General features: G+C 55.2%; 17 protein-coding genes. 12 read left to right on the top strand and 5 right to left on the bottom strand.

Translation table 11 applies throughout. The features are described 5' to 3' along the window. Positions 1–21: 21 nt before the first annotated feature. From B3K78_RS08650 to B3K78_RS08630, 5 genes are read right to left on the bottom strand one after another with little or no spacing between them, the layout of a single operon-like run. The gene (locus tag B3K78_RS08650; RefSeq protein WP_286695138.1) at positions 22–1,023 is read right to left on the bottom strand and encodes an LPP20 family lipoprotein; all 1,002 of its coding nucleotides are present in this window, start codon (positions 1,021–1,023) and stop codon (positions 22–24) included. After that, positions 1,020–1,613 (bottom strand): penicillin-binding protein activator LpoB, encoded by a 594-nt coding sequence (locus B3K78_RS08645; RefSeq protein WP_239547404.1) that lies wholly within the window; start codon positions 1,611–1,613, stop codon positions 1,020–1,022. Before B3K78_RS08645 ends, B3K78_RS08650 begins: the two co-directional genes overlap by 4 nt. A gap of 8 nt (positions 1,614–1,621) precedes the next feature. Then, the gene (locus B3K78_RS08640; RefSeq protein ID WP_286695137.1) at positions 1,622–3,148 is read right to left on the bottom strand and encodes a COG3014 family protein; all 1,527 of its coding nucleotides are present in this window, start codon (positions 3,146–3,148) and stop codon (positions 1,622–1,624) included. Further along, positions 3,148–3,900: an ETEC_3214 domain-containing protein gene (locus B3K78_RS08635; RefSeq protein WP_286695136.1), complete on the bottom strand. Its 753-nt coding sequence runs from the start codon at positions 3,898–3,900 to the stop codon at positions 3,148–3,150. The genes B3K78_RS08640 and B3K78_RS08635 overlap by 1 nt, the downstream gene beginning before the upstream one ends. Position 3,901: 1 nt before the next feature. Next, the gene (locus B3K78_RS08630; RefSeq protein WP_286695135.1) at positions 3,902–5,149 is read right to left on the bottom strand and encodes a transglycosylase SLT domain-containing protein; all 1,248 of its coding nucleotides are present in this window, start codon (positions 5,147–5,149) and stop codon (positions 3,902–3,904) included. Between the two features lie 167 nt (positions 5,150–5,316). Here B3K78_RS08630 and nrdR point away from each other — a divergent pair, with 167 nt between their 5' ends. From nrdR to B3K78_RS08570, 12 genes are all read left to right on the top strand, one after another. After that, complete coding sequence (nrdR, locus tag B3K78_RS08625) at positions 5,317–5,799, top strand: transcriptional regulator NrdR (protein WP_027873190.1); 483 nt, start codon at positions 5,317–5,319, stop codon at positions 5,797–5,799. A 6-nt stretch (positions 5,800–5,805) separates the two neighbouring features. Continuing rightward, a complete protein-coding gene (gene ribD, locus B3K78_RS08620) occupies positions 5,806–6,951 on the top strand; it encodes a bifunctional diaminohydroxyphosphoribosylaminopyrimidine deaminase/5-amino-6-(5-phosphoribosylamino)uracil reductase RibD (RefSeq protein ID WP_286695134.1) in 1,146 nt (381 codons plus the stop codon). Beyond that, on the top strand, positions 6,951–7,613 hold the full coding sequence (locus B3K78_RS08615) for a riboflavin synthase (RefSeq protein WP_286695133.1): 663 nt from the start codon (positions 6,951–6,953) through the stop codon (positions 7,611–7,613). The genes ribD and B3K78_RS08615 overlap by 1 nt, the downstream gene beginning before the upstream one ends. A 1-nt stretch (position 7,614) precedes the next feature. Beyond that, positions 7,615–8,739 carry a bifunctional 3,4-dihydroxy-2-butanone-4-phosphate synthase/GTP cyclohydrolase II gene (gene ribBA / locus B3K78_RS08610; protein ID WP_204994712.1) on the top strand — a complete coding sequence of 375 codons (1,125 nt, stop codon included), beginning with the start codon at positions 7,615–7,617 and terminating at the stop codon, positions 8,737–8,739. Positions 8,740–8,791: 52 nt separating this feature from the next. Further along, on the top strand, positions 8,792–9,253 hold the full coding sequence (gene ribH / locus B3K78_RS08605) for a 6,7-dimethyl-8-ribityllumazine synthase (RefSeq protein ID WP_027873186.1): 462 nt from the start codon (positions 8,792–8,794) through the stop codon (positions 9,251–9,253). 70 nt (positions 9,254–9,323) lie between these two features. Next, complete coding sequence (nusB, locus tag B3K78_RS08600; RefSeq protein ID WP_286695132.1) at positions 9,324–9,803, top strand: transcription antitermination factor NusB; 480 nt, start codon at positions 9,324–9,326, stop codon at positions 9,801–9,803. Between the two features lie 5 nt (positions 9,804–9,808). Continuing rightward, positions 9,809–10,768: a thiamine-phosphate kinase gene (thiL, locus tag B3K78_RS08595; RefSeq protein WP_286695131.1), complete on the top strand. Its 960-nt coding sequence runs from the start codon at positions 9,809–9,811 to the stop codon at positions 10,766–10,768. A gap of 6 nt (positions 10,769–10,774) precedes the next feature. After that, the gene (locus B3K78_RS08590; RefSeq protein ID WP_286695130.1) at positions 10,775–11,248 is read left to right on the top strand and encodes a phosphatidylglycerophosphatase A family protein; all 474 of its coding nucleotides are present in this window, start codon (positions 10,775–10,777) and stop codon (positions 11,246–11,248) included. A gap of 34 nt (positions 11,249–11,282) precedes the next feature. Next, positions 11,283–12,464, top strand: coding sequence for a formate-dependent phosphoribosylglycinamide formyltransferase (purT, locus tag B3K78_RS08585; protein ID WP_286695129.1), 1,182 nt, complete (start codon positions 11,283–11,285; stop codon positions 12,462–12,464). A gap of 379 nt (positions 12,465–12,843) precedes the next feature. Continuing rightward, positions 12,844–14,292, top strand: a complete 1,449-nt coding sequence (locus B3K78_RS08580) for a TolC family protein (RefSeq protein WP_286695128.1) — start codon at positions 12,844–12,846, stop codon at positions 14,290–14,292. Positions 14,293–14,300: 8 nt separating this feature from the next. After that, on the top strand, positions 14,301–16,520 hold the full coding sequence (locus B3K78_RS08575) for an ATP-binding cassette domain-containing protein (RefSeq protein ID WP_286695127.1): 2,220 nt from the start codon (positions 14,301–14,303) through the stop codon (positions 16,518–16,520). After that, the gene (locus B3K78_RS08570) at positions 16,517–17,695 is read left to right on the top strand and encodes a beta-barrel domain-containing protein (protein WP_286695126.1); all 1,179 of its coding nucleotides are present in this window, start codon (positions 16,517–16,519) and stop codon (positions 17,693–17,695) included. Before B3K78_RS08575 ends, B3K78_RS08570 begins: the two co-directional genes overlap by 4 nt. Positions 17,696–17,975: the final 280 nt, after the last annotated feature.

The raw sequence follows: 17,975 nt of genomic DNA, 5'->3' as shown, positions 1-17,975 counted from the left end.
CTCTATGTGGTGTTATCCGTCTTAGTTTTGCTTTGGTGACGGTGATTTTAATGTGTTCCAAAATGTGTTCATGATGTCGGCGGCGACAACTTTACTGAGCTTCTCCGCGGCCTTCTGGCAGGCAATTTCAGGGTCACCGGAAACCGCTTTTGCCGAGCGACTGGCGGCGCTCAAATGCTGTGTATTCGCGCTGAGTGTCGCATCAGTTTTTATCCGGCAAAAATGCGCGCCATTGCGCTCCATCGTCCTTCTCTGGCTGTTCATGGACAGCTGAAGCTTCGCTTGCGTAGCGCTTTCGCTGCCCTGTAGGCCTTTCGCGGCCAGTTCTGAGGCGATGTTCCGCGCCACTTTTTTGCTGTCTTCATCCTTTGGCGCTATGTGAATCAGCAAGTTGTCGAAAAATTTCAGTGCCCGCTCGGCGTCATTGTTGAGTGCGCTATCGTTAAACGGCTGTTTGCCGTCGAGTAGTCGATACTGGGACAGCAATGACTGAAAATTGAGCTGGCGTTCTAGCGCGCGGTAGTGGCCGCGCAGAGCAGTGGCTAGCGAAGTGCTGTCGATGGCTGGGGAGGTTTGCGCGAGCAGTGAACGAATTTCACTGGCGACGCGCTCCGCAGCCTTTGCCAAGTCCAGCTCGGCCAAACTGTATAAGCTTTGGTGCTCTGCCACCTCCCCAGTTTTGATGATGCGAATGTCGGAGAGGGCGACGTCGGGAACGCGGATGCGAATGTTGTTGTTAAACTCGCTGCGACTGCCGGATTCGTCGGAGATATTGTTTAGTGTTAGCTCTGATCCAATTTGCAGCTTAAGGCTGCTGGCGATTTCATTGCGAGCGGCGAGCTTGGCCGCCTCGCTGGCAGCTGCGTGACCAAGTGAGAGGTCGGCCGCGCCAACACCGAATACAAAACCCTGGCGCTGGGGTGGTTGGTTAACCCAGTCTGGCGCGGCGGCGAGCGCGGTATTGCAGGCAATAAGTAAACTGGCGACGGCGAGCTTGCTGGCGGCTACAAGTGGATGCTTCACAGGCCGAATCTCGCGCGTTTGCTGTATTTGTGGATCTGTTTCTGACCGTTCCAAACTTCCCGGTTGCTCTTAAGATCAATCAGTTTAAGGTCGACTTGGTAGGTGGTCGTGCGCTGTCCCTCAAGCTGGTCTACTAATGAGGTGATAACACCGCTCAGTGCATAGCCGGCGGCCGTCTCTTCGCCGAGTTCAACGGCGCTTTCCATGCTGGCAAACATTTCCTGGTCGAGCTTCTCGTCGCGCACACGCTCGCGCTCTGCGCCGGTCACCACAAACTCGGCTTTACCGCTGCGCAACAACTCACGCTTGATCGAGTTGATGAAGGTTTCCACTGCAATTTGCTCGTGGGATCGATTGCTGATGTGCTGAATCGCAATCACAGGTAGTGAACCGTCCGCCCTTGATTTCGCCCAAGGAAAGCTCAGCATGTCGCTAATCAGTGCCTCGGCAACAAGTTGCGAGTCGGTGGCATTCCAGCGATCGGTTAATGCGGGTTGGCTGCCGTTTTCCATGCGTTTAACGTTGCTACTTCCGCAGGCGCACAGCAGCACTGAAAGAATAAGGATAGTAAGAGAGCGAAAGGTCATCATGATTTGGCTCAGTAGTGATCAATGCTGATTAGGCGTTTGTCAGCGGGAACCGTCAGCGAGTTGACGTGATCGCCGCGCGTGATAGTAAGTTGGCGGCCCGCTAAATCTGCAGTAAGTGGCGTGATGCGTATCTTGGCTGGCAGAAGCTGCCACTGGCGTAAATCGGCCCCCGCGGTGAACGTGGCCAGCGCGCCGCCGAGCGAAAACGGTAACTTAATGCCGCCGGTCATCGATTTATAGCCCGCGGATTTACTGACTTCGCGCAGCAGTGCTTCCTCGAAGCGGCGTTTCAGTGTGAGGGTCTGGTAGCGTTGGAGGTCGCCAGCGATATCGGCCAGTTCAACGCTTTGCAGCAATGCGCCGTTTTCACCAATGACTTTAGCGGCGTGGTGAGGCTGTGGCTCCGAGAAATAGTCGAGAAACAGACGGATCCCGCCGCCGATTGTGTCGGTAAGGCCGAGACTTTCCAGTGCGCTCCAGTTATCGCCGAGCTCGACGACAATGGCATCTTTGTAGGGACTGCTGTACAGCAGTGACAGTCCAGCAAATTGCTGCTTTTGCTGGCGTTTTTCTGCATCTGTGCCGCGAATCATTGGCCGTAGGATCAGCCGCTGTTGAATGCTGTCGGCGGTGAGTAGCATTTCCAGAGGGGCTTTCGTCGGAAGTGTGCCGAGATGTTCAATCAGCCAGCTATTGGTTGTTGGCGCGCCGTCTTGCGCCAGTGCGGCAAAGGCAGATTCTTGTATGGCTTGATCGCTTGCGCCGAGTTGTTGCATACAGCGCAGACCGCCCTCTTCAGCGAGTACTTTTACATTGCTGTGTGGCGGCGAAAGTTCGCCCTCTGGCAGCGCATCCAGGGCGCGTTGGTAACTGATTCTGGCGCTGTCCAGGTCTTGATTGATTTCAAAGACGATGCCGGAAACGACATACAGCCAGGGGCTTTGTAAGTCAACAATCCCCTGGCTTAACTCTGTGTTCGTGCGTTCGGCAAACAGTGATACCACCATTTGTGCCAAGTCGCGGTTTTTGTCGCTGTCTAAGCCCATGTCCTGGAGAAAGCGCGCTTCGCCTTGCAGTACATCGAGGCGACGCATTTCTACCGCTGCCGCTTCCCTTTGCTGCAAGGGTAGTCGGTCTGCGTCGGTGGCGAAATGGTTGAGCGCCTTCAGGTAGCTGATAAAGCCAACTTCAAGTGAATTGGGTCGATAGGGCAGGGCGCCGGGTTTGCGCAAGCTCGCGCTGCCAAACTCGCTTAGCCGTTGAGTGTAAAGTTCTTCGCTGCGTTGATAGGCGCGCTCAAGGGCTTGGTTACTTCCCCGGTAATCGCCTTCATGTCGCCGCAGGCTGGCGTGGGTGAATAGCGACACGAGGTCCTGGTCATCGTAGGCGATGTCCTTACTTGACGGCAGTGTCGGTGAAGAAAGCCCGGAGGCGATCGCAGTATTCTGCGGCTGGGTGTTGCCGCTCAAGCAGGCCGCCAGGGTGAGTGGCAGCACGCCCGCGAGGCTTCGTTTCCAGTTTATTCCGTTAGTCATTAGTCGAAGAACCTCAGCTCGGCACTGGTAAGTAACCCGCGCTGAAGTTGCTCAATGCTCAGCTCGCCATAGCCAAAGGCATTGGGGCGTATATGCTCGCGGGCGGCTGTTAATTTGCCTGCGCTGTTTTCGCCGAGCATTTCTGCATCGTAGAGCGCGCCGAGCTGCGGCGATGGGCTGGGGCCAAACTGCGCTGCATAATTTACCCAGCCTAAATAGCTGTTCGTGAGATAGCCGCCGCCGAAGTTAACTTCTTTGCTTTCCAGAAAGTAGGCGATGTTGCGCGAGTGCTCAAAGGCAACGCGGTCGGTATTCTGGCGAAGTTGGGATAATGAGCTGTCGCCCAGCGACTGTTCGTTCATGCCCTGCATGTCCGGCTGGAAATGGTCTTCGCGGGCAAAAATTAAATACGCGCTCACGCGCTCGCCCTGCGTATACAGAGAAATAAGGTATTTCTCATCAATGTAGTAGCGCACTTGCAGGCCGCCCTCGAGTTCCTTCAGGAGCTGCGGCTCGCCAATATAATCTTGCACATAGGCCAGGTTTAACCCTGAGCGCACGTGCCGGGTGCGGTCGTATTCCACTTGGTTGCTGAACTTGCTGGAAATTGACTCATACACGTTTTTCATCAGCTCTATCGAGTCGGTAAAGTTGCCGAGGCCGACAAACAGCAAGACCAACGACACTAACCACGTGGGTAGCCGGTTAGTGATAGCGCTAATTTTTTGATTGTGAAGTTCGACTTTATCCACGTTACAAGCTCATAAACTGTTTTTCGGCGGCGGTCACTTTTTTGATGTACTTGCGCGTTTCTTCGTAGGGCAGCTTGGTGCGCAAGGTGTTGTAGACCTCGTCGGGCGACATCTCATTGATGATTTTCGACGCTCTGGAAATGTTGAGTTTGCCGGTAAATGCCTTGGCGACATTGCCTGCCCCAGTATTGTAGGCAGCAATCGTGCAGTATTTTCGGCTCAGCGGGTCGGTAATTTTACGTAGGTAGCGCTTGTCCAAAATATTGAGATAACCGATACCGACCTCGATGTTTTTATCGGCGGTAAACAGGTAGTCGGGGGAAAGCAGGCGCTCTTTGCCGAAGTGCAGTTTCGTCACGTCACGGCCAGCACTGCCCGGTACCACTTGCATTAATCCGTAGGCCGGGATCGGCGACACCGCGACCGGGTTAAAGCTGCTTTCGGTATACATGATGGCAAAGGCCAGTGAGCGGGGAATGTCCATTTCTGCCGCAAAGCGGGTGACTGCTTCGCTGTATTTCCGGGCGCGGCGCACCGGCCAGCTCTCGGAAAGGTCGATCACCGCGACGGTGGCTTTGGTTTCCTTGGGTGCGGGCGCTGTACCAGTGCGCTTAGGTTTGCTTGGCGCGGTTGCCCTCTTTTTGGCGGGTGCCGGCTTAATCTCAACAACATCGATCTTGGCTTTTTTCGCCAATGCTACGGCGGCTTTGGGGGCGGTTTTTTGTCCGCTGAGCTCTTTGAGCTCCGCTACCACGGGCACAGGTGGCAGTTTCGGTGCTGAAGCCGCTTCCTGCATGCGTGCCACAATGGGGTATTCCTGGTTCGCCTGGTCGCTGCGCGTCTCCAGCGCGGCTTGTAGCTGCTGGTTGACGATGCGCTGCATCTCCTCAGGGGCCGGTGTGCCCAGCACGGAGATGCGTATTTGATTCTTTTCAAAGTCGACGGTGCGTTTAATACGGCGATTCTTTGCGTACTCCACCCATTTGCTGCGGTCACTGCTCTCGGTTTCATTGCCCCAGTAGCGCTCTAAATCAGCGATAAAAGCGTCGTGCTCAGCGCGAATTTCGCTGACGAAGCTATCCCATTCCTGTGTCTGAGCGGCCTCGAACTCGGCAAACTCTGCGCTCAAGGATCCGGCGAAGTCGCCGAATTCACTGTCGTCAAAGGCACTGTTTTGGGCAAAGGAGATCGTGGCGGCCAGGCTCAGCAGGCACAGGCCGAGGAGGTGATTACGGTTTGTTTTTGACACGCGGGGTCCCTGCGTTATTTATATTTATGCTACAAATATCCGATTTTAGCGTTGCCGCCCGGTATCGCAAGCCCTAATCGCCAGCATAACGCGGTTGGTTTTTGTGCTTGTACTGTCACTGAAGTAGCGGAGCTGCTAGAATTCTGCGTTTTTGGAGGGCCATTTTTGTGCGCTGCCCATTTTGCAGTTTCGACGATACCAAAGTGATTGATTCTCGCCTGGTGGCTGAGGGTGGTCAGGTGCGTCGGCGGCGCGAGTGCCTTTCATGCAGCGAGCGCTTTACGACCTACGAGAGCGCTGAGCTGTTAATGCCAAAAGTGATCAAGACGGACGGCTCCCGCGAACCTTTCGACGAGGAGAAACTGCGCTCCGGTATTCTCAAAGCGCTGGAGAAGCGTCCGGTCAGTGTTGAGAGCATTGAAGCGGAGATCAGCGATCTCAAGCGGCGGCTGCAAGCCACTGGTGAGCGTGAGGTGCATAGTCGCGACGTTGGTGAGCAGGTGATGGAGGCGCTGAAAGCGCTGGATCACGTAGCCTATGTGCGCTTTGCCAGCGTGTACCGCAGCTTTCAGGATCTTGATGAATTTCGAGCCGAAATCGACCGTTTGTCCGCCGAGCCTGGCGGCGTCGACCTCAATAAGTTGAAGTAAGTCCCGATGACCTCCCTCAGCGACCGACAAGCGATGGCGCGTGCCCTGCAGTTGGCGGATCGCGGTCGTTATTCAACGAGCCCGAACCCGCGAGTGGGGTGCGTGGTGACCCGTTCGGGGCAGCTGCTGGCCGAGGGTTGGCACCAGCGCGCCGGAGAAGGGCACGCGGAGGTGAATGCGCTGGCCCAGCTCGACGACGCCACAGGTTGCACGGCGTATGTCACGCTCGAGCCATGCAGCCATTTTGGTCGCACACCGCCCTGCGCTCAGGCGCTGATAAACGCCGGTGTCACGCGGGTGGTGATCGCAACCGGTGACCCCAATCCCTTGGTGGCTGGGCGCGGTATTGCGATGCTGCGCGAGGCAAATATCGACGTAGAATGTGGACTGCTGGAAGAGGAAGCTCGTGCATTAAACCGGGGTTTCATTCGCCGCATTGCGGGCGGGCTACCCTGGGTGACGGCCAAGTCGGCCATGAGCCTCGATGGTCGAACGGCGATGGCCAATGGACAAAGCCAGTGGATTACGGGTCCAGAGGCACGTGCTGATGTTCAGCGATTGCGCGCGCAGAGCTGCGCCATTGTCAGTGGCGTGGACACGGTTATCGACGATGACGCCGCGTTCACCGTGCGGCCGGACAGTTTTCGCTCGCCGTTGGCCGATTATCAAGGTGGGATATGGCGGCAGCCGCTGCGAGTCATCGTGGACTCGCAGCTGCGCACCCCGCCGGGTGCCAAGCTGTTTTCAGGTGGGGGCGATGTCCTCATTGCAACGGTAAGCGATCACGACGCGAAGGCCGCGGCGCTGCAAGCTGCTGGTGCAGAGATACAGCGCCTGCCCGCGGACGACCGCGGCCGGGTATGTCTGGAGTCGCTGCTGCAACACCTTGCTGAGCGGGCCTGCAACGAGGTGATGCTGGAGGCCGGCGCAACGCTGACCGGCGCATTTTTGCAGGCAGGCTTGATTGATGATTGGTTTGTGTACGTGGCGCCCTGCATGCTGGGAAGCGAGGCTCGGGGTTTGGCGGCCTTGCCGCTTCAGAATATGGCCGACAAACAGCGCATAGAAATTATTGACGGCCGCGCTATCGGGGGTGACTGGCGTTGGCACTGTCGACCAAAGGTGGTTGATGCAGAGGTTGAGCAAAACTGATGTTTACCGGGATTATTGAAGCGGTTGGCGAAATTGCCGCAATGCAACCTCGCAATGGCGACCTGCGAGTGTATATTCGTACCGGTTCGCTGCCCCTGGCCGAGGTTAAGCTTGGGGACAGCATTGCCACGAACGGTGTTTGTTTAACCGTGGTAGAACTCCCCGGCGATGGTTTTTGGGCAGATGTGTCCCGGGAAACGCTGGCGCATAGCAATTTTGGCCAGGCCAGTGTTGGCGCTGCGGTCAATCTTGAGCGCGCGATGCTCGCGAGCAGCCGCTTTGACGGGCATATCGTTAGTGGTCACGTCGACGGCGTAGGGCAAATAGTGGAAATGAAAAAGGATGCGCGCTCAATCAATGTGCGCATTCAAGCGCCGGACGAACTAGCCCGATATATCGCCCACAAAGGGTCGATTTGTGTCGATGGCGTAAGCTTAACGGTAAACCGTGTCGACGGGGCGACCTTTGATTTGAATATTGTGCCCCATACCGCGGCTGAAACGATTATTGCGCAGTATGCCGTTGGGGGCAGGGTTAATCTGGAAGTAGACGTTATTGCACGGTATTTGGAACGCCTGCTCAACGCGGCGGCTGATCACGGCAATAGCGGCGGAATTACAATGGCCACGCTGGCCGAAAATGGTTTTATGAAGGCGAAATGATATGGCATTTAGCACAGTAGAAGAGCTGATTCAGGACATCCGTCTCGGCAAGATGGTGATCTTGATGGATGACGAGGATCGCGAGAATGAAGGCGATCTGGTGATGGCTGCTGAGTGTGTGCGGCCGCAGGATATCAACTTTATGGCGACCCACGGGCGCGGCTTGATTTGCATGCCAATGACGCGCGAGCGCTGCGAGCAGCTTGCGCTGCCGCTGATGGTAGACCGCAATGCCTCTGGCTTTGGTACTAAATTTACGCTGTCTATTGAAGCGCGCGAGGGCGTGACGACGGGCATTTCCGCCGCTGATCGCGCGCACACGGTGCGTACCGCCGCGGCCCGCAATGCCGTGGCGGAAGACATTGTTCAGCCAGGCCATATTTTCCCGCTAATGGCTGAACCCGGCGGCGTGTTGAGCCGCGCAGGGCACACTGAGGCGGCCTGTGATTTGTCTAAGCTTGCCGGTTTTGAGCCCACCGGTGTGATCTGCGAAATTATGAACGAGGACGGCACGATGGCGCGCCGCGAAGACCTCGAGACCTTCGCTGCCGAGCACGACCTTAAGATGGGCACGATTGCTGACCTCATCCATTATCAGGTGCTTAATGAGCAGACCGTCGAAAAGCTGAGCAGCGGCACCATCAATACCGACTTCGGTGAGTTTATTCTACACGCCTACCGCGATTCGGTGGCTGGTGAGGTGCATTTTGCCCTGCAAAAAGGCGACATCGACGCCGAGCAGCCTACCTTGGCCCGTGTTCATTTGGGCTCTACGGTTCGCGATTTATTGCAGGCGCAGCCTCCTGGCTCGACGACCGGCTGGAATATGCACCGCAGTTTGTCGGTATTGGCGGAGCAGGGTGGCGTATTGGTATTGCTGGCGAATCGCGAGCAGGGCCAGGATATCCTTGCGGAACTGGATATTGCGCGCGGTGTGAAGTCGCCCCAGCAGGGAGATAGTGCGCAGTACCAAAATACCTACTTTAATATCGGCTTGGGCTCGCAGATATTGCGCGATGTTGGTGTCGGCAAGTTGCGCCTGATGGGCGCGCCAGTGAAGTACAACGCTATTTCAGGTTTCGACCTGGAAGTCGTTGAATTTGTCAGCCCCGAGGATTTTGCCTGAGCGCAGTTGAGGCGTCGGCGCTAGGCTTATTGAATACATTTAAGGAACGGTTATGAAAACAATCGAAGGTACATTTACAGGTGTGGCGGGCTCTTTCGCCATTGTAGTGGGTCGCTGGAACAGCTTTGTTGTGGAAAGCCTGCTGGAAGGCGCTTGCGATGCACTGCGTCGCCACGGTGTTAGCGAAGACGATATCACGATCATTCGTGCGCCGGGTGCGTTTGAAATTCCTCTGGTTTGCCAAAAAGTGGCCGCCACTGAAAAGTACGATGCCATCATCGCACTCGGTGCAGTCATTCGCGGCGGCACCCCGCATTTTGAATACGTGGCAGGTGAGTGCACTAAGGGCTTGGCGCAGGTGTCAATGCAGTACAATGTGCCCGTATCCTTTGGTGTTCTGACCGTCGATACCATTGAGCAAGCCATTGAGCGCGCGGGCACTAAAGCCGGCAATAAAGGTGAAGAGGCTGCGATGTCGGCCATCGAAATGGTCAACCTGCTCAAGCAGATTTAAACGCGGTTAACGAGCGGTAATACGGTGCGGCAACTCGTTCGCACCGGTTCTTTATAGTTGGAGTAACATTGTGGCCAATCGCCCCGAGCAACACGCCAAAAATCAGCTGGCGGCCTCCCGTCGCAAAGCGCGACACTACGCTTTACAGGCACTTTATCAGTGGCAAATGGCCTCTCAGCCTCTAAACGTTATTGAGGCGCAGTTCCAGACAGACTACGACATGAAGAATGTCGACAAGGCCTTCTTCCACGAGCTGCTGCACAACATTCCGGCAAAACTGAGCGAGCTGCAGGCGGCCTTTGAGCCCCACCTCGATCGCCAGCTCGATGACCTGGACCCCATTGAACTCTGCCTGTTGTACATGGGTTGCTACGAGTTGCTGTGCCGTATCGACGTGCCCTACAAGGTGGCGATCAACGAAACGGTAAACCTCGCTAAGCGCTTCGGTGCGACGGATGGGTATCGCTACATTAATGGTGTGTTAGATCAAGTCGCGGCGAGTGCACGTGAGCTGGAAGTTGGCGCTGAGAAAAAACGGCGCGACGGCTAAGTTAGATGACAACGCCGAATCGCCCCGGTGAATTCGCGCTGATCGAGCGCTTTTTTAAGCCCCTGTCACGGACGACACCGTTTGTTCGTCATGGCATTGGCGATGACTGTGCGGTGCTATCACCGGCGGCAGATGAAGAACTGGTGTTGTCGGTGGACACCTTGGTCGAGGGGGTGCATTTTCCTCGCCACTACGCGCCGGCGAAGCTGGCGGTGCGCTCCCTGGCTGTGTGCATCAGTGATTTAGCGGCGGCAGGTGCCCACCCTGAGGCTTTTACGCTTGCCCTGACCGCGCCGGAGCTTAACGAGAGTTGGCTTGCGGAGTTTAGCCGCGTTTTGGCCGCCGAGGCCGAGCGCTATGGCGTTTCCTTGGTGGGTGGTGATACCACTCGCGGCCCGCTCTGCCTTAGCCTGCAAGTCATGGGCAGCGTGCCCAGAGGACAGGCGCTGTTGCGCAATGGCGCGCAACCCGGAGACCTTGTTTATGTTTCCGGTGAGCTGGGCGGCGCTAGAGCCGCCTTAGATTGTCTTGAAAGTCTCTCGCCAACAGATGCTCAGCAAGGCTACCTTCAGCGCTACCATTCCCCATTGCCGCGTTTGGCCTTAGGCCAGGCACTGCGTGGCGTAGCCAATGCGGCAGTCGATATCTCCGATGGCTTAGTGGCCGATCTTGGTCACATTCTGCGAGCAAGCGGCGTGGGCGCCACCATTTATACCGAGAGGCTGCCCGTGGCGATGGGGTTGCGCGATGTTGCGAAAGGCGTCGACTATGCCCTGTCCGGCGGTGATGATTACGAACTTTGCTTTACTGTTCCTGAGGAATATCAGGCCCACCTCCGCGCACTGGAAAAAACCTTAGCATTGCCACTGCACTGCATCGGGGAAGTTGTTGATGGCGCCGGGCTCAAGTGCCTGGATGCCGAGGGCGTCGTCTATGAGACCGCTGCGGGATACCAACATTTTTGAGGCGTTATGAAAAAGATACCGATTAGCTATTTGCGCCATCCAACACACTTACTGTCGTTGGGGTTCGGCAGCGGCTTGTCGCCCAAGGCCCCGGGCACGTTTGGCTCGCTAGCGGCGTTGCCGCTTTGGTATTTGCTGCAGTACCTGCCGCCCAGTAGCTACATTTTAGTGGTGGTCGCGGCCTTTGTGTTAGGCATTTACCTATGCGGTGAAACGGCGCGGGCCCTGGGCGTGCACGACCACGGTGGCATCGTCTGGGACGAGTTTGTCGGCCTGTGGATCGCGCTGTTTTTGCTGCCTCAGGGTTGGTATTGGGTTGTGGCTGGCTTCGCATTATTTCGCCTGTTTGATATCTGGAAACCGTGGCCGATTCGTGTGCTTGACGCAAAAGTACACGGTGGTTTGGGTATTATGGTCGACGATGTATTGGCAGGCTTTTATGCCTTTGTCGTGTTGCAGTTGGCGTTTCTTTTATTGTGATCAGTACACGTGTTGGTAGTGAGGGTAGCTAGGTATGGTTTCCATCGGTACGCCGTTTAGTAGCAGTGCTTGCAAGGTTCTGTTGTGTGGCTCAGGCGAGTTGGGTAAAGAGGTCGCCATTGAGCTGCAGCGCCTGGGAGTTGAGGTTATCGCCTGTGACCGCTACGAAAATGCGCCGGCCATGCAAGTGGCTGATCGAAGTTACTGTTTTTCAATGCTTGATGGCGACGAGCTGCGCAGGGTTATCGAACTAGAGAAGCCCGACTACGTCGTGCCAGAAATCGAAGCGATAGCGACCGATGTGCTGGTAGAGCTTGAACGCGAGGGCGTTAATGTGGTGCCCAGTGCACGAGCAGCGCAACTCACCATGAATCGCGAAGGGATACGGCGCCTGGCGGCGGAAACCCTGGATATTGCAACCTCCCCGTATCGCTTTGCTGATAACTATGATGACTTTTGTGTCGCGGTTGAGGCGATTGGTTTTCCCTGCGTGATTAAGCCCATTATGAGCTCATCCGGCAAAGGGCAGAGCCTGCTGCGCAGTGCATCAGAGCTTTCTAAGGCCTGGGACTATGCTCAGCAGGGCGGACGCGCAGGGGCGGGGCGGGTAATCGTTGAAGGCTTTGTCGACTTCGATTACGAAATTACCCTGCTCACTGTCAGGCACCGCGATGGCTGCAGCTTCTGTGCGCCTATTGGTCATCGCCAGGAGGCTGGTGATTATCGAGAGTCCTGGCAGCCCCAGGCGATGTCTGAGGCGGCGTTGGCGGCGTCGAAGTCTATTGCAGAATCCGTCACCGCCGCGCTCGGTGGTTGGGGACTGTTTGGTGTAGAGCTGTTTATAAAAGGCGATCAGGTGTGGTTCAGTGAGGTGTCCCCGCGCCCCCATGACACGGGGCTTGTCACACTGATTTCGCAGGATCTGTCAGAGTTTGCTCTGCACGCTCGCGCGATTCTCGGCTTGCCTATCCCCAACATTGCTAACCATGGGGCCTCGGCCTCTGCGGTGATTTTGGTCGATGGCGTTTCCAACGCGACGCGGTTTGACAACCTCCATAAAGCCTTGGCAGAAAGTGATACCCAGCTGAGGCTCTTCGGCAAACCAGAGGTGAATGGCCAGCGAAGAATGGGGGTTGCCCTGGCACGCGGCGTGGATGTAAACGACGCCAAGGCGAAAGCCATTGCTGCGAGTGAGGCAGTGAAAATAAATTTGTAATACTCGGCATCTAGGCTTGCCAGCAGAAATTGGCTGTGTATATATTATGGCAATGCGCTAATTTGCATGTATGTGCAGTTGATTGCGCGGTGTAAAGCGGTCTGCTAGTATCGCGGATCGTTTTTTGGGGTGGTTATAAAACAACCACCTTATTTAAAACGGAAGATTCGTGCCGATCCCCCAGGTTGGGGCGCTGACGAGGATGTCGGTGGGTGCGAAGGTGCACAGGGATAGTGTGCAATACGTGAGAATCCAGTCGTGATTTTCGCTGTCTATACCTCCCTGTGTCACCAACCCATGGAATGGTTAAGTTGGTGGTATGCCCCAGATAACAACAAATCGATTATTTCCCCGGCCTGTCGCCGCTATCCGTAAGGGGATGATACTCCTCAGCAGCGTGGCAGCCATGGTGATTGCTGGTTGCTCGACGACCTCCGATTCATCGGCGAAGATGCCGGCGAAAAGTCAGAGAGGCGTGCTCTATTCAGAAGTCATGCTGCGCTCAATGGCCCCGCCGTCGCGTGATCAGGAGACGGTTCTCAATTCCTATGCCTTTGCGCCCATGGCACCCAACGGTGAGATAAGCGTTGGTGTCCAACTGTATTCCGAAGATGCTGATAAGCCCGATGCGCTCAGCCTGGGTCAGGTGTTAGCCAGCGTGTGGAGTGAGCACCCAAATGTTGTGCGGGCGCTGGCTGAGGTTGAGGCTACGGGCTTTGAAATTTCGGGGGCGCGCAGCGGCTTTTACCCCTATATGTCGGTCACTGCTCGCCAGGCGAGTAACGATGCCTCTGCCACAACGGTCAATATTATTCAGCCGTTGTGGATGGGCGGGCGCACCTCCGCAGAGCTAAAAGAGGCCGAAGCGGGACAATATCGCGCTTTGGCCGAGCTGAATCAAACGCGCCTGGACTTGGCGTTAGACACCAGCGAGGCCTATCTGAATGTTGTGCTGGCGAAAGAGCAGGGGCAGCTGTGGGCGCGTTATATCAATAATCTTCAGGCCTTGCTCGATACGATTAGTCGTCGTGCATCGTTAGGGGTGTCTCCGGAGGCTGATATTCAAACCGCCCAGACTCGGCTGAGCCAGGCGCGGGCTGGCTTACAGGCCAGTAAATCGGTATTGCTGCGCAGTCGCCTTCACTTGGAGTCTTTGTTGCATCGTTCTGTGCGAGAGGTGCGCTGGCCCGCTGAGCGTTATCGTTTGTCCCATGAAGAGATGTTCAAAATACTTGATGCTCGAGCAATCAAGTACCACCCCGCGCCACAACTCGCAGGCGCCGAAATTGCGCTGCAAAAAGCACGGGTAAAGGTGGCTAAGTCGGCGGTTTATCCGCAGTTGAGTTTGCAGTACAGCACGCAGCTCGATCAATCTGCTGGGGATTTCACGCCGGACTCGTCAACGCAATTGGTGCTGCAGTTTTCCAGCGACAGCGGTCTCAAAGGGTACAACAGTTACCGGGCAATTCTTCAGCGTTTGCACGGCGCAGAGCAAGACTTGGTCTATTCCAAACGCGATGTCACCGACATCGTCAGCAGCGCGTATTCCGAACGCAATGCCTCGCAAGAGCAGTTTTACGCGCAAGTGGAAGCGGCGCGCGCGGCAGTGAACTTAGTCGATAGCTTTTTAAGGCAGTTTAAAGTGGGCAGAAAGGCGTGGCTAGAAGTATTGAACGCTCACCGCGAGGCGCACGAAGCCTTGCTGCAAATTTCCGCAATTAAAAAGAGCTATTGGTCGGCGAATACGCGTTTGGCCCTTCACGGAATGATGTGGTCTCGATTAGATGCCGGAGCACCGGCTATTGAATTAGCGCTCCAGGAGCAGTAGGTCAAAGTATGTCTAGTAATCTCGCCGAATCCACCGCTGAAGTTGAAGTGCAAGCAAGACCTACACCCGCTGAGTTGGCAAGCGATGAGCAGGATATTTCAATGCCCTTAGCCGCTAAAGCGCTAATGGACATGGCAAGGCGCAGGGGTTTGCACGCCTCCAAGCACGAAGCCGAACAGGCCTGGGGGCAGGTCACGGCAAATACCAGCCGCGACCGCCTGATTGCCGCATGGAAGTCGCTATTCAAGGGACATGCCGTCGCCAGCAGCACGGCTGGTTTATTGTCGCCCGGCCAGTTACCGGCGTGGCTGGTTACGGCGAATAGCATAGGTGTTGTGCTCAAGCTGGCGAGTAGTGAGTCGCCGATGGTAGTTAAATGGTTGGGCGCAGAACCCGTCAGTTTGCCGGCAAACCCAGAGGTATTGGTTCCCGTAGCGCCCCTTGCTGCTGAGGAGGACGAAAGCTTTATCGAAAGCGAGCCTCGCGGTAAGGCGACTGAAGCGATTCATGTTGCGATAAAGGCGCATGCGCCGCTGCTTGGTAAGGTCGCGTTGGTATCGGTGTTTATCAATCTCATTGCCGTCATGTCATCGCTGTTTGCAATGCAGGTATACGACCGAGTTGTTCCTAATTTTGCCTATGCCACGCTGTGGTTTTTGGCAATTGGTATGGGCGTGGCCTATGTATTTGACGTTATTTTTAAGCTGGTGCGCCTAAAAATTATGGACGCGACCGGCAAGCGCCTGGACGAGGCACTGTCGCTCTACATATTTGAGCGCTTGCTGGGCCTAAAGTTAGATCGACGCCCGAGTCGTCAGGGCTCACTTGTCGCACAGGTCAGGGACTATGAATCGGTGAAGCAGTTCTTTACCTCGTCCACGGTGTTCTCATTGGTTGACCTGCCTTTCGTTGGTTTGTTTGTCGCGGCGATTTATATGATAGCTGGCCCGGTTGCTCTGGTGCCGTTGGTATTTGTGCTGTTAAGCACGCTAATTGGTTTGGTGGCTTACAAGCCACTGGCGCGCATTCAACAAGAAAATAACGACGCCGTTGTGCGCCGCCAGGGAATGCTCTATGAGGCGGTGTCCAGCGGTGAAGTAATAAAATCCCAGGGTGGAGAGGCAAAATTTAGTGACGCCTGGATTAACGCGACACGGGAAACCTGCGACCGCGGTGAAGAGCTTAATTACGTGTCGTCCGTGGTGCAGATTGTCACGGCGTTCTTTCAACAGCTCTCTTACGTGGCCATTATTATTACCGGTGTATATGTCATTGAGACTGGCGAACTCACTATGGGCGGTTTAATTGCCTGCTCAATTTTGGGCGGGCGGGCGCTGGCAAGTATCTCTGGTATATCCGCCCTGCTGGTGCGTTGGCACCATGCCAAGTATTCCCTGCAAGTGCTTGATCAAGTGCTGTCCTGCCCGAGTGACCTGGATACCAAGCGCGAAGCGAATACCCATGCCCTGCCGCTGGACCTCGAACTGGTTGATGTGAAGTACGCCTATACGGGGTCGCAGCTACCGCAGTTCAGTGCTGAAGCGCTACGCATTAATGCAGGCAGTAAAGTGGCCGTGTTGGGTCGCAATGGCTGTGGAAAATCGACGTTGTTGAAATTGTTTGCAGGTATTGCCACGCCAAATCAAGGTGAGATCCGTATCGCCGGTCTCGACTACGAGCATTGTCGGCAGAGTTGGTTGCGTGAAGTCATTGGATACCTTCCCCAAGAGCCGAAATTGATTTCCGGGACCTTGCTCGACAACCTGACCCTCGGGATGAGTATGCCCAGCGAAGACGAGATCGTCGCCGCACTTGAAAAAACAGGGCTGCTCGATGCTGTGCAGCGCCACCCGTTGGGTTTGCAGCTTCCAATCACTGAAGGCGGGGCAGGTATGTCGGGCGGACAGCGACAGGCTGTCGGGCTAACGCGGCTAGTACTTCAAAATCCCAAAGTTTGGTTGCTTGATGAGCCCGCGGCCAGCTTGGACTCAGTACTAGAACAAAAAGTTATCGATATTATCCAGGGGTTGCCCCGTGACACCACGGTAATCTTTACAACTCACAAGCAATCCTGGGTGAGTTTGGCGGATCGCGGATTCATTATTCATAACGGCGAAATCGTCAAAGAACTGCTTGCGGATGCATCGGCACCCGCTGTGCAAAACCAAGCTCAAAAAGCTGGCAGCCAAAACGGCCCGGGTGTTGTAAATGTAGGGGGTGGACAATGATATCCGCAGAGGACTTATTCTCACGCTCTCGTCCCATCAATATTGGCGCAGCCGGGCGAATGCTATGGGTAATGGGGCTGACCGTTGTGGCCAGTGTCGCTTGGGCGAACTGGGCAGTACTGGATGAGCAGGTAAGGGCCAGTGGCGAGGTGATCGTTTCTAGTCGTTCGCAAATCGTCCAGGTGGTGGACGGTGGTGTTCTGCAAAGTTTGAATGTGAAAGAGGGTGAGTTGGTCAATGCCGGTGACGTTCTGGCAGAGCTGGACCGCACGCGTTTTGCCGCCAATGCCGCTGAGACCCGCTCCAAAGTGCTGGATCTAACGGCAAACGTGGAACGCTTACGCGCTGAGCTCAACGGCACGCCGCTGAAATTTAGTGATGCCGTAGCAAGGGAAAGCGACCTCGCCGACCGACAAAAGAACCTGCATACGAGGCGCCTCCGTCAGCAGCGCGAAGAGCGAGTCAGCGTTAAAAAATCACTGCGACTTGCACAGGAAGAGCTAAGCGCTTTGCAACAGTTGGCGCGCACTGGTGATGCCTCTCAGTCAGAAGTGTTATCGGCGCGACGCCAAGTGGTTGAGCTCACTGCTGAGCTTACTAACAGGCAAAATGAATATCGCCGCGACGCGCAAAAAGAACTGGCGAGCACCCAGGCAGAGTTAGAGCAAACATTACAGATCTACAAGCAACGCCAAGAGGCGTTGGCGGCTACCATTATTCGTGCGCCGATGTCGGGCAGTATTAAAAATATTCGCATTACAACCTTAGGGGCGGTGCTTAAAGCGGGCGATGAGCTGTTGCAGATTGTGCCCTCAGATGAGCCCTTGCTAATAGAGGTGCGAATTTATTCAAAAGACGTGGCGTTCGTCAGGCCGGGGCTTAGAGCGAATGTGAAGTTAGATGCTTATGACTCCAGTATCTATGGCGCGCTGGAAGGTGAAGTGGTGTATGTGAGTCCTGACACGATTGATGAAGATCTGCGTCAAAATGAAGACCCTTACTACCGGGCGCAAGTAAAGATCACCCAGTTACCTGAAAGAAAGGGAATAGAACCAATAGAAGTGATACCAGGTATGACAGCAACGGCGGAGATTATTACCGGTCATAGAACCGTTGCGCAGTATATTCTTAAGCCCTTGCGCCGCGGCAGTGCTGAAGCGTTAACGGAGCGCTGAAAAAGTTTTATTATCTTGTAGCGTTTTTATGGCATTGTACTATGCTATAAAAACCCTAAAAATAAAGTGTGGTGTCGCTTTAAATATTAAATTAGATTGTTAATAGTGCATCATTAAAGTGCGCTGTAACAAACTGGAAAGCGAAAAGATTTAATTAAAGATAAAATCTTTCGAGCAGCTTTGCTGGGTATTGACGTGTTGACAGCGCTGACGTACCTTTCAAACTCGAAAAAGTTTATGTCAAGCCGGTACTCGTACATACCGGCGTTACGCAAGTCTG

Origin of the sequence: Spongiibacter sp. UBA1325, assembly GCF_002306875.1 — a bacterium.
Lineage (GTDB): Bacteria > Pseudomonadota > Gammaproteobacteria > Pseudomonadales > Spongiibacteraceae > Spongiibacter > Spongiibacter marinus.
The sequence above is the reverse complement of the archived record's forward strand: the minus strand, read 5'-3'. Positions and strand labels throughout refer to the sequence as shown.